The following is a 15290-nucleotide window of genomic DNA, read 5'->3' as shown; positions in this document are numbered from 1 at the left end:
GGTGTCCGGTTAAAGCTCGCCCGCGCCGGTCGCCCGGCGCGGGGTCACTCGGCGTGCGCGCCGGCCCCGGCGGTGGCGGCGCCCTCCCCCACCCAGACGGTCTTGGTGTTGCAGAACTCCCGCATCCCCAGCGCCGACAGCTCCCGGCCGTAGCCGGAGTTCTTCACCCCACCGAAGGGCAGCTCCGGGTACGAGGTGGTCATGCCGTTGACGAAGACGTTGCCGGCGTCCAGGTCGGTGGCGAACCGCTCCTGCTCGGCCGGGTCGGTGGTCCAGGCGTTCGCGCCCAACCCGAACGGCGTGCCGTTGGCCACCGCGACCGCCTCGTCGTACGAGGACACCCGGTACAGCCCGGCGACCGGTCCGAATACCTCCTCGGCCCACATCCGCATCTGCGGGTTCAGGTCGGTGACCACGGTCGGCGGGTAGAACCAGCCGTCGCCGGTCGGCTTCTCGCCCCCGCAGAGCACCGTCGCGCCGTGCGCCACCGCGTCGCGCACCTGGGCGTGGATCTCGTCCCGGCCGCTCTCGCTGGCCAGCGGGCCGACGTCGGTGTCGGCGTCCATCGGGTCGCCGACCCGCAGCGCGGCCATGTTCGCGGCGAACTTCCCGGCGAACGCGTCGAAGACGTCGGTGTGCACGATGAACCGCTTGGCGGCGATGCAGGACTGGCCGTTGTTCTGGCAGCGGGCGGTGGTGGCCACCTCGGCGGCCCGGTCCAGGTCGGCCGAGGGCATCACCACGAACGGGTCGCTGCCGCCCAGCTCCAGCACCGTCTTCTTCAGCTCCCGGCCGGCGATCTGGGCGATCGAGCGGCCCGCGCCCTCACTGCCGGTCAGCGTCGCCGCCCGGACCCGGGGGTCGCTGAGGATCCGGTCGACGGCGTCGGAGCCGACCAGCAGGGTGGTGAACGCGCCCTCGGGGAAGCCGGCCCGGCGGAACACGTCCTCCAGGTAGAGCGCGGTCTGCGGCACGTTGGAGGCGTGCTTGAGCAGGCCGGTGTTCCCGGCCATCAGGGCCGGCGCGGCGAACCGCATCACCTGCCAGAGCGGGAAGTTCCACGGCATCACCGCGAGCACCGCCCCGATCGGCTGGTAGCGGACGAAGGCCCGCTTCGCCTTCACCGCGGCGGCGTCGGCGGGTTCGTCGGCGAGCATCCGCTCCGCGTTCGCCGCGTAGAACCGGCAGGCGGTGGCGCACTTGGTGACCTCGGCCCGCGCTGCGGCGTAGGTCTTGCCCATCTCGGTGGTCATCAGCCGGGCGGTGTCGTCGCGTTCGGCGTCGAGCAGGTCCGCGGCGGCGTTCATCCACTGCGCCCGCTGGGCGACCGTGGTCCGGCGCAGGTCCCGGAACGCCAGGTCGGCCCGTTCGATGGCGGCGTCGATCTGCTCGCTCGACATCGGCTCGTAGGACTTGAGCACCTGACCGGTGGCGGGGTTGGTGGTGGCGATGGGCATCTCTTCTCCTGTCACTCGAAGAGTGAGTGCCGCGCGCCCGGCTGCTCACGGCGGCGGGCCGCACGGCGGCGCTGGATGACGACCAGGTCGACCACCGCCACGACGGCGAACAGCGCGCACGGCACACCCAGCCAGGCCAGCCCGGCCCCGAACGCCACGACCGCGAGGACGGTCATGGTGACCAGGCCGAACAGGGCCAACGCCAGGCGCAGGTTCAACGCGCTGTACGCGTGGCCGACCGTGCCACGGGCACGCCGGGGCTGCGATCTCGTCATCGTCTCGGCCTACCCCGGCACGGACGCCGCTAACCGGTCCCGACGCCCGGATCACCCCACGTCGACGCCGCCCACCGGGCCGATGTCGGGCGGTTGACCTGCCCGGATAGCCCCGCTCCGACCTGTTCTTACCAGATTCATGTTTCGAGCTGTTGAATCTGCCCGGAAGTCGACACGAGCGGGCCGCCGCACCCGGTACGGCCCGTAGAGTGACCGGGCTGTCGCTCTGCGCCGTCTGACCGGGGGAAGACGCATGCCTCGACGCTGGGTCGCCGCCGTAGCCTGCCTGCTGGCGCTCACCGCGCTCGCCTGCGAGGAGGGCGGCGGGGCCTCCCCGCGCCCGACGAAGAGCGGATCGACACCGACCGGCCTGCCCGGCACGATGGCCGCCCTCGGCGACTCGATCACCACCGGGTTCGGTTCCTGCCTGGTGCTCACCTCGTGCCAGCGCAACTCCTGGTCCACCGGGGACGGCATCCGGGTGGAGAGCCACTACCGGCGGCTGCTCGACGCCGACGCGCCGATCCGCAACCGGGCCCGCAACCACGCCGTGCCGGGGGCCCGCGCCGAGGCCCTCGCCGGGCAGGCCGGTGCCGCCGTCAAGGACAAGGCCGACTACGTCACCGTGCTGATCGGCGCGAACGACGCCTGCCGCGACGACATCGACGCGATGACCGCGCCCGCCACCTTCCGCAGCCAGGTCGACAAGGCGCTGCGGGTGCTGCGCGAGGGCCGCCCGAAGGCCCGGGTCCTGGTGGCCAGCGTCCCCGACCTGAACCGGCTCTGGGAGGTCGGGCACACCGAGTCCCGGGCGGTGCGGATCTGGAAGACCGGGATCTGCCCGGCACTGCTGGCCAACCCCACCTCGGACGCCAAGGCCGACCGGGATCGCCGGGCCCGCTTCGCCGAGCGGATCGACGCGTACAACAGCCAACTGAAGGCGGCCTGCCGGGCGTACGGGTCGCGGTGCCGCTACGACGGCGGGGCGGTGCACCGGGTGCGGTTCAGCCTGGACGAGGTCAACGCGTTGGACTGGTTCCATCCCAACGTCGCCGGGCAGAACCGGCTCGCCGACGCGACGTTCCCGGCGGCCGGCTGGCGACTCTGAGCCACCCCGGCACCGGCTCGCCCGCAGCCGGATGTCGCGGCGTGCGCGGGCCGCGCCCGGTGGTGGGCCGGACGCGGCCTGGCACCACCGCCGGTCAGGGGCGGCGCGGGTGGGGCACGCCGCCCTGGTGTTCCCGGTAGAGCGCCTGGGCGCGCTCGGCGAGATCCTTGGTGGCCGACGAGTTGGCCCAGGTGCCGAGGATGATCGCGGCACCGGGGACGACCTTGGCGAAGACCCGCTTGGCCGCCCGCACCCCGGCCATCCGGGCCAGCCGGACGCCGAGTTGCAGCATCACCCGCCCGAGCGGGTTCTGGGCGGCGTGACCGAACAACGCGCCGGCCCGCTCCCGACCGGCCGCGACGCCCAGCGCCAACCGGGCCGCCTCGGCCGCCTTGTGCACCTTCTGCAGGACGAGCAGGTCGGTGGCCCGGTCCGGGTGCACCGGGTCCGTGCCGTACGCGGCGGCCACGTGCAGCACCAGCCGGGCCTGGGTCCAGGCCAGCACGCCGACGTCGATCACCGCGCCGGGCAGCCCCGCCGCACCCGAGACCGCTCCGGAGAGCCGGGCCCGGTTGACGAAGCGCCGGATGGCCTGCTCGGCCAACTGGTCGGCGGTGGCGTCGGGGCGTTCCGCCCGGGCCCGGGCGACCCACTGCGCCGCCTCCGGACCGAGCCGGCGGACCGCCTCCAGGGCCAGGTGTTCCGGGGCGTACTGCGGGTCGTCCCGCATCCGGTCCCAGAGCCGGGCCGGCGGCGCCTCCGGCGCGTCGCCCGGATCACCGGCCGGCACCGCCGGGACCGGAGCCGACGCCCCCACCGTCGCCGGGACCGTGGCGGTCGGCGACCCGCCGGCAGGTGTCGCGGGGACGGCCGGGCCGGCGGTTTCCGCCGGTACCGGCGGCGTGGGGACGGTCGGTTCGTCGTCGGCGGGGACGGCGTCGGTCACGGATGCTCCCGGGGTGGAATCGGTTCGCGGACGGTCAGCGGCGACGGCCCGACAGCTTGCCGGCCGCCTGCTTGAGCCGTGCCTGGTTCTCCGGCTTGGCCAGCTCGCGCCGGCCCCGGTCGACCAACTGCTGCCCCTTGGGGGAGCGCAGGAAGGCGCTGATCCGCTGCATCAGTGCTGACATGTCGTCCTCCGATCGGGTGTCCTGCGTCATGTGTACCCGATCCCGGCAACCGCCAACCGTCCACTGTGTCCGGTCGAGGGTAGCCATCCGTCGACGCCGACGCGAACCGGCCCGGCCCGGCCGGGGCATTGCGGGCCGGGCCGGGCCGGCGGCTCAGACCAGGATGGCGGCGACCACCTCGGTGGCCCGCCACTCGTGCTGGGCGTAGAGGTCCGGGTAGGCGGAGATCTGCACGGCCTGGGCGGCGACGGTGAGCGGGAGATCCGCCCAGCCGGGGATCTCCAGCAGCGCGGTGAGGAACGCCCGGGTGGCGAATGCCGGGTCCATCAGCTGGCCGACCTCGCCCCAGCCGCTGCTCGGGCGCTGCTGGAACAGCCCGACCGAGTCGTGGTCCCAGCCGATCGCCTGATGCGGGTAGTTCTGCGACTCGGGCAGCACGCCGCTGGCGTAGTTGTAGAGGTTGCTCTCCTGCATCGCGGTGGCCACCGCGATGACCAGGGCCCGGCGCGGGACGCCCATCGCCCGGCCGGCCTTGACGATCTCCTTGGCGTTGTCCATCTGGGCCTGGTCGAGGCCGGCAACCGGGACGATCCGCTTCGGCCGGGGCTTCGGCTTCGGCCGGGGCTTGGGCTTGGTGGTCCTGGTCGCGCTCGGGGTCGGGCTCGGGGTGGCGGCGGACGGGCTGGCGGCGGACGGGCTGCTGGGCACGACCGTGACCGGGGTACGGACCTCGGCCCGGGAGGCGGCCTGCTGCTGGGCGCGCTCGGCGAGGGCGGCCTCGGTGGCGGTCCGGTCGTCGGCCCGCTCGTCCGGCAGCGCCTGGACGCCCGCGACGGCGGTGACGCCGAGGCAGCAGAGCACCCCGGCGGCGAGGAGCGCCGGCCGGCGGCGGAGGTTAACGAGCCCGCCGAGGCGGGTACGGAGGGAACGGGGTTCACGGAGAACGCCGACCTGAACGGACGAGGGGGTGTCGTCCGAACGGCCAGTCATGCCCTGAGGGGCGCCCTGGTCGTCGATGGTGTCGTCGTCACGCATCCGCCGAGGCTAGGCATGCCCTTTCCCGTCCACCCACCTGCAGGAAGTGGCCCTCGCCACATTTTCCGGCGGGTCGCCGGGACGCCCACCCCGGACGCGGGACCGGGGTGCCAGACCACCCGCAACGGGCATTACAGTCAGCTACCGCGCCCGCCGTCGTCGGAGCGGGTCCACCACCCAGACCGCCCCGCCCGACTACAAGATCCATGATGTCCCCCTTTCAGGCGACACGCCGGAACCATCCGGCCGAGCGCTCCCGGCCCGTCGGACGAATTGGTCGCTTCCTCCGGGTTTGATAGCCGGATCGGTCACGACGCGCCCAGTGATGGAATGGATGACGCCGACGGGTACGTTCCCCGAACCGGGTGCCGTCCGTGCGCGGCCACCCGTAGGCGCATTTCCTCAGGAGGTCCGACCGGTGCTCGACCCACACGAGCTGTACCAGCTCACCGACGATCTGCCCGACCTCGGTCAGCCGGTGCTGATCCAGGCGCTCACCGGCTTCGTCGACGCCGGAAACGCCACCCGGCTGGCCCGCGAGCAGCTCCTCACCTCACTGGACGCCCGGACGATCGCCACCTTCGACGTCGACCAACTCTTCGACTACCGGTCCCGCCGTCCGGTGATGACCTTCGTCGAGGACCACTGGGAGGACTACGACGCCCCCGAGCTCGCCCTGCACCTGCTCCGCGACGACGACGAGACGCCCTTCCTGCTGCTCACCGGCCCGGAGCCGGACCTGCAGTGGGAGCGGTTCGTGGCGGCGGTCGGCGCGGTGGCCGCCCGGCTCGACGTCCGGCTCACCGTCGGGCTCAACTCCATCCCGATGGCCGTCCCGCACACCCGCCCCACCGGGGTCACCGCACACGCCACCCGTCGCGAGCTGATCGCCGGCTACGAACCGTGGTTGCAGCGGGTGCAGGTCCCGGGCAGCGTCGGTCACCTGCTGGAGTACCGGCTCGGCGAGGCCGGCAGGGACGCCCTCGGGTTCTCCGCGCACGTGCCGCACTACGTCGCCCAGACCGAGTACCCGGCCGCCGCCGAGGTGCTGCTCGCCTCGGTGTCCCGCAGCACCGGGCTGCTGCTGCCCAACGAGAGCCTCCGCTCCGCCGCCGAGGTGGTCCGGGTGGAGATCGACCGGCAGGTCGCCCAGACCGACGAGGCCGCCGCGCTGGTCACGGCCCTCGAAGAGCAGTACGACGCGTTCGCCCGGGGCCGGGGGGAGAAGAACCTGCTCGCCGCCGAGACCGGCCCGCTGCCCACCGCCGACGAGCTGGGCGCCGAGCTGGAACGTTTCCTCGCCGAGCAGACCCGACCCGGCGAGACCCCCGGCGCCTGACCCACGGCCGGGCGGCGGCGACGCCGCCCGGCCCGCCCACCCGCAGCCCCCCGCGCAGCCGACCCGACGACGGGCCGTCCCGGCGGGGTGGGCCGGGATGGCCCGCGCGTCGCAGCCGACCCGACGGCGGGCCGTCCCGGCGGGGTGGGCCGCGATGCGGCAGGCTGGGCACATGCGCCTGGCGACCTGGAACGTGAACTCGGTGAAGGCCCGCCTGCCCCGCCTGCTCGACTGGCTGGCCGGCACCGCCCCCGACGTGGTCTGCCTCCAGGAGACCAAATGCCCCGACGGGGCCTTCCCCGTCGCCGAGGTCGGCGAGCTGGGCTACGAGGTGGCCAGCCACAGCGACGGCCGGTGGAACGGAGTCGCCATCCTGTCCCGCGTCGGACTGACCGACGTCGCCGTCGGGTTCCCCGACGAGCCGGGCTTCCCCCGGCCCGAGGCCCGCGCCATCGCCGCCACCTGCGCCGGGGTCCGGATCTGGTCGGTGTACGTGCCGAACGGCCGCGCGACAGACGACCCGCACTACGCGTACAAGCTGGCCTGGCTGGCGGCGCTGCGGGACGCGGTGACGCCGGAGGTCGCCGCCGGTGGCCCCGTCGCCGTCTGCGGGGACTTCAACGTCGCCCCGACCGACGCCGACGTGTGGGACCCGGCGCTCTTCGTCACCTCGACCCACGTCACCCCCGCCGAGCGGGCCGCCCTGGCCGCCCTGCGCGACCTCGGCCTCAGCGACGTGGTGCCCACCCCGATGAAGGGCCCGCACCCGTACACCTACTGGGACTACCGGGCCGGCATGTTCCACCAGAACAAGGGCATGCGGATCGACCTGGTGTACGCCTCCGCGCCGCTGGCCGACGCGGTCCGCTCCGCGTACGTCGACCGGGAGGCCCGCAAGGGCAAGGGCCCCTCCGACCACGCTCCGATCGTGGTCGACGCCGACCTGCCCGACGCGGAGCCCGGCCCGGCCGAGGTGGGGTAGCGCGCACGCCCCGGCCGGCCGCGGGTGGATTGTGGAGAGTCGTTGCGGCCGGGGCGACAAGAACTCTCCACGATCCGGACGCCGGACGCGGCGCACCAGCCGGGGACCGACCCGGCCGCGCGGGGCTAGGGTGGGCAGATGGCAGTCGTGAAGATCAACGCGATCGACGTCCCGCCCGGTGCCGGCGAGGAGCTGGAGAAGCGGTTCGCCGCCCGGGCCGGCGCGGTGGAGAACTCCCCCGGTTTCCTCGGCTTCGAGCTGCTGCGCCCGGTGGCCGGCGAGAGCCGCTACTTCGTGTACACCAGGTGGGAGACCGAGGAGGCGTACCAGGCGTGGGCGGCCGGGCCGTCGCGGGCCGCGCACGCCGGTGGTGGGGGCGGCGAGCAGCAGCGACCGGTGGCCTCCGGCGCGACGCTGCTGGAGTTCGAGGTGGTCCAGCAGGTGGCCGGCAAGGGCTGACCGCAGCCCCGGCCGGTCAGAGCCAGGGCAGGACGGGCGCGGTGGTGGGGGCGGCGAGCCGGGCGAGCCAGCCGGCGATCCCGGCGGCGCCCTGCATGAAACCGGGCTCCGGCGGCAGCTCCGCCGGGGTCCGGGTGTGCTCGGTGTTGCACCAGGCGACACCCGTCGGGGTGGCCACGGTCCGGGCGAGCACGTCCCCGGCGAGCCGGTGCGCCCAGGCGAGCAGGGCGGGGTCGGCGGTGGCCCGGTAGCGGTCGAGCAGCAACTGCCCGACGCCGGCCGTGCCGCAGCACCGGGCGAGGTTGTCCCAGAACCCCGGGTACCGCCGCTGCGGCAGGCCGCTGTCGCGCAGCGCCCCGAGGCACCCGTCGACGGCCTGCTGCCAGCGGGGCTGCGGGTCGACGGTGTCGAGCAGGGTGAACAGCCGCACCGTGCCGGTCGGGCCGTGGCACCAGCCGAAGTTGACCGCCGGGCGGTCCGGGCGGGGCGGGACCAGCAGCGGCAGCGCCCAGCCGTCCGGCTGGCGACCCATGGCCAGCAGTCCGTCGGCGGCCCGGACGGCGGTGTCGAGCAGGTCGTCACGGCGCAGGGTGACACCGGCGACGGCGAGGGCGTACGCGACCCCGGCGGTGCCGTGGGAGAAGCCCGGCATCAGCCGCTCGTCGCCGGCGCGCATCCGCCAGTGCGGACCGTCCGGGTGTTCCTCGGCGAGCCCCACCAGCCCGTCGGCGAGGACGTGCGCCGCCTGCTCCACCACCGGACCCGTGTCGACGGCGTCGAGGAGGGCCAGCAGGATGCCGGCGTCGCCGGAGATGACGTCGGAGCAGCGGTCCGGGTCCACCGGGCGGTCCCGCAGCCGTTCGGCGACGCGCGCCGTCACCGACGCGGCGGCGTCGAGGGCTACCGGGTCGGCGGCGACCCGACCCCAGGCGCGCAGGGCGACGGCGGCCCCGGCCCAACCGCCGAACATCCCGTCGTCGGGCAGCGTCGCGGCATCCGGCTCGTGCCGGGCGAGGTGCACCAACCGGTCCCGGGCACCCGCCGCGACCCGGTCGAGAGCCGCCCCGGCCCCGCTGCCCGACCCGGTGACGGTGCCCGCCCCGGCCCCGCTGCCCGACCCGGTGACGGTGCCCGCTTCGGCCCCGCTGCCCGACCCGGTGACGGGCGGCGTGGCCTCGGTGGGCAGCCCGGCCGCCGGGGAGGCGCCGGCCGCGGTGGCCTCGGCGCAGCCGAGCAGCACCCCGGCGGTGCCGGCGTACAGGTCGTCGAAGGGTTCGCCCGCCTCCCGCCAGCACGGGCCGCCCTCGGCGGGCACCGCCACCGACTCGATCCAGGTGAAAGCCTGCCGCACCACGTCCGCCGTCACCGCGCGATCCTGCCACCCGCCGTCGTGCGGCGTCGCCGCAATATCGGCCCGGCGGTCAGGGTGACATCGGTCGGCGGTCAGGGTGACCGGGTCGCCGCCAACGAGGCGAACGCGATGACGTTGTCGGCGTATCCGGTGCGTCCGCCGATCCACTGGCCGCCGCAGGTGATCAGCCGCAGGGCCGGTGCGCCGTCGCGGCCGTAGACCCGGTCGGCGGGCAGGGCCGACTTGTCGAAGAACTCCACCGAATCGACCCGGAACACCACCACCCGCCGGTCGTCCCGGGTCACCTCGATCGTGTCGCCCGGGTTGAGTTTGCGCAGGTCGTAGAAGACCGAGGGGCCGTCCTTCGAGTCGACGTGGCCGACGATGATCGCCCGGCCGGGCTCGCCGGGGGTCGGGCCCCGGTCGTACCAGCCGGTCTCGTCGTGCCGGTCGAGCGGAGGTACGTCGATCGACCCGTCCCGGGCCTGACCGACCGGGGCCACCGGGGCGGCCACCTTGATCGCGGGCACGGTGAGCCGTACCGGGCGGCTGGCCGGCAGGCTGCCCGGTACGGGGCTCTGCCGGGCACCGGCGGCCGGACGTTGCGACGGGGTGCCGGTCCGGTCCAGCGGCCCGACCGAGCGCCCCAGCCCGGCACCGGTGGCGAAGACACCGAGCAGCACCAGCACCACGGCCAGCGGCACCGACCAGGGGCCGCGCGTCGAGGACCGGCCGCCGTCCGGGGCGGCCGGGGCCGGGCCGGCAGCCGTCGGGCCGCCGGACGGGACCGGGGCACGGAACGGCGGCGACATCGGATCGTCGGGCGGCCGGGGCGGAGCGCCGCGCCGCGCGGCGGCGGACGGCGACGGTCCGGGCACCGGGCCGGCCGGCGGCGGGATCAGGCCAGCCCAGCGTGGGCGGGTGCCGCCGGGCACCGGGCCGGGGGGACGGCCGTGGGCCGGCGTACCGCCGGGGGGACGGCCATGGGACGCCGTACGGCCGTGGGACGTCGGGTCGCCGGACGGAGCGACGGGCCGGGAGTCCGCGGGCGGCGGGCTGCCGGGGGGCGGGAGGGGGCCGTGGCGCGGACCCGGGGAGGCGGGCGGCACGGTCACTGCCCGGCGACGCCACGCGGCCGGCGGGCCGCCACGATACCGACGACGGCCCCGGCGATGGTCAACGCCAGCCCGCCGGGCACGAGCAGCCCGCCGGGTATCCCGTCGCCGCCGGCCGCGCCGCCGAAGCCCGTGTGCGGCCCGGGGCTGGGCTTGACCTTCTTGACCACCTGGAGCGCCGTCGAGGCGGTCGCCCCGTCGGGGCATTCCAGTTTGACCCGGTAGTTGCCCGGCCGGACCCGCTCCCTGACCATCGGCGCGGCGGTGAGCAGGCCGTGCTGCGGCTGCACCTGGACCCGGCCGAAGGCGTCGGACACGACCGTCGCCGGGATCGAGTTGTCGTGGCAGCTCGCCCGGATGCCGACCAGGTAACCCGGCTCGACGGTCCCCGGGGTCACCTCGACGAAGAGCACGCCGGGTGGCGGCTGCGGGTCACCGCCCCCGTCGGGCGGGGGCTGATCCGGCCCGGGGGCCGCGGCGACGGCCGGCGGGGCGACCGGGACCGGGGCGACCGAACCCGGGACGGCGGAGGCCGGGACGGCGTGCCACAGGGCGGGGACGAGGGCACCGAGGGCGACCGCCAGCGCGGTGCGGTGCAGCGCGATCGACACCTCTCCCCCTTCCGGCCCCCCGGGCGGCACCCGGACCCGACCCGGACGCCGACCTGCCGTACGGGATGAATCGTCTCACCCTCCGACCGACGGCACATCCGATACGGCGGAACCGTCGCGTACGCTCGGGTCGCTGTGACCTCCATCGACCAGAACCCCGCCGTCCCGGTGGCCCGGCCGGGCACCGGGACGATCCGCACCTTCCACCCCCGACGGGGCCGGATGACCAGCCGGCAGACCGATGCGCTGGCCCGGCTGCGGCCGGCGTACGGGATCGAGATCGCCGACCTCGACGGGCCGGTCGATCCGGCCGGGTTCTTCGGTCGGGGCGCGCCCGTGGTGCTGGAGATCGGCTCCGGGATGGGTGACGCCACCGCGGCGATGGCCGCCGCCGACCCGGACCGTGACTACCTGGCGGTCGAGGTGCACACCCCGGGCATCGCCAACCTGCTCGACCTGGTCCAGCGTCACGGCCTGGGCAACGTCCGGGTCGCCCAGGGTGACGCGCTGGACCTGGTCCGGGCCATGCCGGAGCGCTGTCTGGACGCGGTGCACGTGTTCTTCCCCGACCCGTGGCCCAAGTCGCGGCACCACAAGCGGCGGATCATCCAGCCGGAGCACGTGGCGTTGCTGCGGTCCCGGCTGGTCGGCGGCGGGACGCTGCACTGCGCCACCGACTGGGCCGAGTACGCCGAGTCGATGCGCTCGACGCTGACCGCCGATCCGGAGCTGGTCGACGTGCACGGCGGGTACGCGCCCCGGCCCGCCCACCGTCCGGTGACCAAGTTCGAGCGGCGGGCCCTGACCGCCGGCCGCGACGTCTTCGACCTGGTCCACCGCCGCCGCGCCTGAGCCCGCCGGACCGCCCTGGCGGTGGTGTCCGGCCACCGGCGACACCGCCACCTCGACCCGCCGGCGGTTCCGCGCGACCGGGGGCGGATCAGGGCGGGCGGCCCGGTTGGCGGGCGGGGTGGTGGTGCGGGCACGATGGGGGGCGTTATGACGCTCACTGCCGCGCTGCCTCGAAGCGCCGACCCCGACACCCTCTTCGACGCGTTCGCCGGTTGGGCGAAAGAGCGTGGGCTGGACCTCTACCCGCACCAGGAGGAGGCGATCATCGAGATCGTCTCCGGCGCGAACGTGATCATGAATACCCCGACCGGTTCGGGCAAGAGCCTGGTCGCTATCGCGGCGCACTTCACCGCCCTGGCCGACGACCGGACGAGCTTCTACACCGCGCCGATCAAGGCCCTGGTGTCGGAGAAGTTCTTCGCGCTCTGCGAGGTGTTCGGCGCGGAGAACGTCGGCATGCTGACCGGCGACGCCAGCGTCAACGCCGACGCCCCGATCATCTGCTGCACCGCCGAGATCCTGGCCAACCTGGCGCTGCGCGAGGGGAAGCGGGCCGACGTCGGCCAGGTGGTGATGGACGAGTTCCACTTCTACGCCGAGCCGGACCGGGGCTGGGCGTGGCAGGTGCCGATCATCGAACTGCCGCAGGCGCAGTTCGTGCTGATGTCGGCCACCCTGGGGGACACCACCCGGTTCGTCGACGACCTGACCCGGCGCACCGGCCGGTCGACCGCCGTCGTCCGGTCGGCCGAGCGGCCGGTCCCGCTGATCTTCTCGTACGCGATGACGCCGCTGCACGAGACGCTCGAAGAGCTGCTGGAGACCAAGCAGGCCCCGGTGTACGTGGTGCACTTCACCCAGGCCGCCGCGCTGGAACGCGCCCAGGCGCTGATGAGCGTGAACGTCTGCACCCGGGCCGAGAAGGACATGATCGCCGCCGCGATCGGCAACTTCCGGTTCACCTCCGGCTTCGGCAAGACGCTGTCGCGGCTGGTGCGGCACGGCATCGGCGTGCACCACGCCGGCATGCTGCCCAAGTACCGCCGGCTCGTGGAGACCCTGGCCCAGGCCGGGCTGCTGAAGGTCATCTGCGGCACCGACACGTTGGGCGTGGGCATCAACGTGCCGATCCGCACGGTGCTGTTCACCGGCCTGAGCAAGTACGACGGGGTGCGCACCCGGCTGCTCAAGGCCCGCGAGTTCCACCAGATCGCCGGCCGGGCCGGACGGGCCGGTTTCGACACCATCGGGCGGGTCGTGGTGCAGGCCCCCGAACACGTGATCGACAACGAGAAGGCCCTGGCCAAGGCCGGCGACGACCCGAAGAAGCGGCGCAAGGTGGTGAAGAAGAAGCCGCCGGAGGGCTCGGTCGGCTGGGGCGAGCCGACGTTCCAACGCCTGGTCGAGGCCGAGCCGGAGCCGCTGACCTCCAGCTTCCAGGTCAGCCACTCGATGCTGCTCAACGTGATCGGCCGGCCGGGTGACGCGTTCGCCTCGATGCGGCACCTGCTCACCGACAACCACGAGGACGCCGCCGCCCAGCGCCGGCACATCCGCCGGGCGATCGCCATCTACCGGGCGCTGCGGGCCGGCGGGGTGGTCGAGCAGCTCGACGAGCCCGACGAGACCGGCCGGCGGGTCCGGCTCACCGTCGACCTCCAGCTCGACTTCGCGCTCAACCAGCCGCTGTCGCCGCTGGCGCTGGCCGCCATCGAACTGCTCGACGCCGGGTCCCCGTCGTACGCCCTGGACGTGCTGAGCGTGATCGAGTCGATCCTCGACGACCCGCGCCAGGTGCTCTCCGCGCAGCAGTTCAAGGCGCGCGGCGAGGCGGTCGCCGCGATGAAGGCCGAGGGCATCGAGTACGAGGCCCGCATCGAGCTGCTCGACGAGGTGACCTGGCCCAAGCCGCTGGCGGAGCTGCTGCACGCCGCGTACGAGATGTACCGGCAGGGGCACCCCTGGGTCGCCGACCACCAGCTCTCCCCCAAGTCCGTCGTGCGGGACATGTACGAACGCGCGATGACCTTCGGCGAGTACGTGCAGTTCTACGGGCTGACCCGCTCCGAGGGCCTGGTGCTGCGCTACCTCGCCGACGCGTACAAGACGCTGCGGCAGACCGTTCCCGAGGACGCCAAGACCGAGGAGCTGGTCGACCTCATCGAGTGGCTGGGCGAGCTGGTCCGGCAGGTCGACTCCAGCCTGATCGACGAGTGGGAGCGGCTGCGCAACCCCTCCGACGTCGCGGACGCCGCCCAGGCGCACGCGTCGCTTGAGGAGCGGGTGCCGGCGGTGACCCGCAACGCCCGCGCCTTCCGGGTGCTGGTCCGCAACGCGTTGTTCCGCCGGGTCGAGCTGGCCGCCCTGCGCCGCTGGTGGGACCTGGGCGAGCTGGACGGGGCGTCCGGGTGGGACGCCGACGCCTGGGCGGAGGCGCTGGAGCCGTACTTCGCGGCGTACGACGGGATCGGGGTGGGGCCGGACGCCCGCGGCCCGGCGCTGCTCATGATCGAGCAGGGACGGGAGAAGTGGACCGTCCGGCAGATCCTGGACGACCCGGAGGGCGACCACGACTGGGGGATCAGCGCCGAGGTCGACCTGGTCGCCTCGGACGAGGTGGGTGCCGCCGTGGTCCGGGTGACGGACGTCGGGCAGCTCTGAGTCTTTCTTCGCAGGGGCCGTCCGGTGTGTCCGTGTCCGGTCCGGCGTCGGTGGCCGCCGGTCGCGTGGATGGCCACCAGCGGGACAGCTTCCTGCGGACGATCCGCCGTGATCTCGTCCGGAATCAGTTGGCTAAATCTTGGCTGCCTGGGACGTTACGGCGAGGCGGGAGTTCAAAGAGCGCGCTTCGCGCGAGCGACTGTCCGGCGGGCGTCGAGCCAGGCGACTACGGCTGTCCGTATCCGAGGCGAGGAGACGGCTTCGCCTCGCCGTCTCGCGCTGAGTTGGTCGATCAGCCAGGTTGGGGCGTGCGCCTGTTCGATGGCCTGCGTCTTGGTGAGGAGTTCGCCCTTGTCGAGTGCGTGGCGACCCCTGGCCATGGAGGTAAGGCCGAGTTCAGCGATGGTGGGGTCCACCCATATCCACGGACGTCGAGCGGCCCAGGCCCAGTAGCCGGTGAGCTCGGCGCGGGCCGCCGCTCGTATGTCCTCGGCTGAGACTGCGGGGAAGACCTCGCGCGGCGAGCGTCCGAAGACCTCGTATCCGTGTCTCGCTAGTTCTGCTCTTGTGACCCGGGAAAGAATGCGGTGAACGAGTCGACCGTGGGTCCAGGTCGGATGCTGCTCCTCGATTTCGGAGACGGTCGCAGTGTCGACGTATACGCAGCCCAGGCTGAAGCCCGCGCCGCTCCCGCTGTCGAGTCGACGGTGGATCACTGAAAGTGCTGCCTGCCGACCGGTGTCAACAGGGCCGTCAACAAGCGCAACCAGGTCAAGATCGCTGATGCGTGGGATGTAGTCACCGGTGGCCAACGACCCTGCCACCAGGAGATCGCTGACCCAACCGAGTTCCTTCAGTTCGTAGCCGAGGTCCCGAACGGCAGCAGGTGATGTCGCCATGGTGGCGAGTGTAGGA

At 73.9% G+C, this 15290-nt stretch carries 15 protein-coding genes; 6 read left to right on the top strand and 9 right to left on the bottom strand.

What is annotated here, in order from left to right; all coding sequences use genetic code 11:
* Window positions 1-44 precede the first annotated feature (44 nt).
* Entirely contained in the window at window positions 45-1457 is a 1413-nt protein-coding gene (locus tag ACN268_RS31810) for an NADP-dependent succinic semialdehyde dehydrogenase (protein WP_421486692.1), read from the bottom strand.
* A gap of 11 nt (window positions 1458-1468) precedes the next feature.
* A complete protein-coding gene (locus ACN268_RS31805) occupies window positions 1469-1732 on the bottom strand; it encodes a DUF6343 family protein (protein WP_421486691.1) in 264 nt (87 codons plus the stop codon).
* A gap of 253 nt (window positions 1733-1985) precedes the next feature.
* Here ACN268_RS31805 and ACN268_RS31800 point away from each other — a divergent pair, with 253 nt between their 5' ends.
* Window positions 1986-2840, top strand: coding sequence for a GDSL-type esterase/lipase family protein (locus ACN268_RS31800; protein ID WP_421486690.1), 855 nt, complete (start codon window positions 1986-1988; stop codon window positions 2838-2840).
* Window positions 2841-2934: 94 nt separating this feature from the next.
* Here the strand turns inward: ACN268_RS31800 and ACN268_RS31795 are convergent, their stop codons facing one another.
* From ACN268_RS31795 to ACN268_RS31785, 3 genes are all read right to left on the bottom strand, one after another.
* Window positions 2935-3657: an EcsC family protein gene (locus tag ACN268_RS31795; RefSeq protein WP_421487053.1), complete on the bottom strand. Its 723-nt coding sequence runs from the start codon at window positions 3655-3657 to the stop codon at window positions 2935-2937.
* A gap of 163 nt (window positions 3658-3820) precedes the next feature.
* The gene (locus ACN268_RS31790; protein WP_168222413.1) at window positions 3821-3970 is read right to left on the bottom strand and encodes a hypothetical protein; all 150 of its coding nucleotides are present in this window, start codon (window positions 3968-3970) and stop codon (window positions 3821-3823) included.
* A 153-nt stretch (window positions 3971-4123) separates the two neighbouring features.
* On the bottom strand, window positions 4124-5005 hold the full coding sequence (locus ACN268_RS31785; RefSeq protein WP_421486689.1) for a peptidase M23: 882 nt from the start codon (window positions 5003-5005) through the stop codon (window positions 4124-4126).
* Window positions 5006-5423: 418 nt separating this feature from the next.
* Between ACN268_RS31785 and ACN268_RS31780 the strand changes: the two genes are divergently transcribed.
* From ACN268_RS31780 to ACN268_RS31770, 3 genes are all read left to right on the top strand, one after another.
* A complete protein-coding gene (locus tag ACN268_RS31780; RefSeq protein ID WP_088646244.1) occupies window positions 5424-6344 on the top strand; it encodes a proteasome assembly chaperone family protein in 921 nt (306 codons plus the stop codon).
* 172 nt (window positions 6345-6516) lie between these two features.
* Window positions 6517-7326 carry an exodeoxyribonuclease III gene (locus ACN268_RS31775; protein WP_421486688.1) on the top strand — a complete coding sequence of 270 codons (810 nt, stop codon included), beginning with the start codon at window positions 6517-6519 and terminating at the stop codon, window positions 7324-7326.
* Between the two features lie 138 nt (window positions 7327-7464).
* Window positions 7465-7785, top strand: a complete 321-nt coding sequence (locus ACN268_RS31770) for an antibiotic biosynthesis monooxygenase family protein (protein ID WP_302741989.1) — start codon at window positions 7465-7467, stop codon at window positions 7783-7785.
* Window positions 7786-7801: 16 nt separating this feature from the next.
* Here ACN268_RS31770 and ACN268_RS31765 read toward each other — a convergent pair whose 3' ends face one another.
* The 3 genes from ACN268_RS31765 to ACN268_RS31755 all read right to left on the bottom strand — a co-directional run bounded on the left by ACN268_RS31765 (window position 7802) and on the right by ACN268_RS31755 (window position 10862).
* Window positions 7802-9151 carry a lanthionine synthetase LanC family protein gene (locus ACN268_RS31765; RefSeq protein ID WP_421486687.1) on the bottom strand — a complete coding sequence of 450 codons (1350 nt, stop codon included), beginning with the start codon at window positions 9149-9151 and terminating at the stop codon, window positions 7802-7804.
* Between the two features lie 77 nt (window positions 9152-9228).
* The gene (locus ACN268_RS31760) at window positions 9229-9948 is read right to left on the bottom strand and encodes a class F sortase (protein WP_421486686.1); all 720 of its coding nucleotides are present in this window, start codon (window positions 9946-9948) and stop codon (window positions 9229-9231) included.
* A gap of 299 nt (window positions 9949-10247) precedes the next feature.
* Window positions 10248-10862 carry a hypothetical protein gene (locus ACN268_RS31755; protein ID WP_421486685.1) on the bottom strand — a complete coding sequence of 205 codons (615 nt, stop codon included), beginning with the start codon at window positions 10860-10862 and terminating at the stop codon, window positions 10248-10250.
* 222 nt (window positions 10863-11084) lie between these two features.
* Between ACN268_RS31755 and trmB the strand changes: the two genes are divergently transcribed.
* Both trmB and ACN268_RS31745 read left to right on the top strand, forming a co-directional pair.
* Entirely contained in the window at window positions 11085-11714 is a 630-nt protein-coding gene (gene trmB, locus ACN268_RS31750; protein WP_421487052.1) for a tRNA (guanosine(46)-N7)-methyltransferase TrmB, read from the top strand.
* A 147-nt stretch (window positions 11715-11861) separates the two neighbouring features.
* Window positions 11862-14375 carry a DEAD/DEAH box helicase gene (locus tag ACN268_RS31745; protein WP_421486684.1) on the top strand — a complete coding sequence of 838 codons (2514 nt, stop codon included), beginning with the start codon at window positions 11862-11864 and terminating at the stop codon, window positions 14373-14375.
* 173 nt (window positions 14376-14548) lie between these two features.
* Here ACN268_RS31745 and ACN268_RS31740 read toward each other — a convergent pair whose 3' ends face one another.
* The gene (locus ACN268_RS31740; RefSeq protein WP_421486683.1) at window positions 14549-15274 is read right to left on the bottom strand and encodes a nucleotidyltransferase domain-containing protein; all 726 of its coding nucleotides are present in this window, start codon (window positions 15272-15274) and stop codon (window positions 14549-14551) included.
* Window positions 15275-15290 lie beyond the last annotated feature (16 nt).

Origin of the sequence: Micromonospora sp. WMMD735 (assembly GCF_049178995.1) — a bacterium.
GTDB classification, from domain to species: domain Bacteria; phylum Actinomycetota; class Actinomycetes; order Mycobacteriales; family Micromonosporaceae; genus Micromonospora; species Micromonospora wenchangensis.
This window is presented reverse-complemented; position numbering and strand designations above follow the sequence as displayed.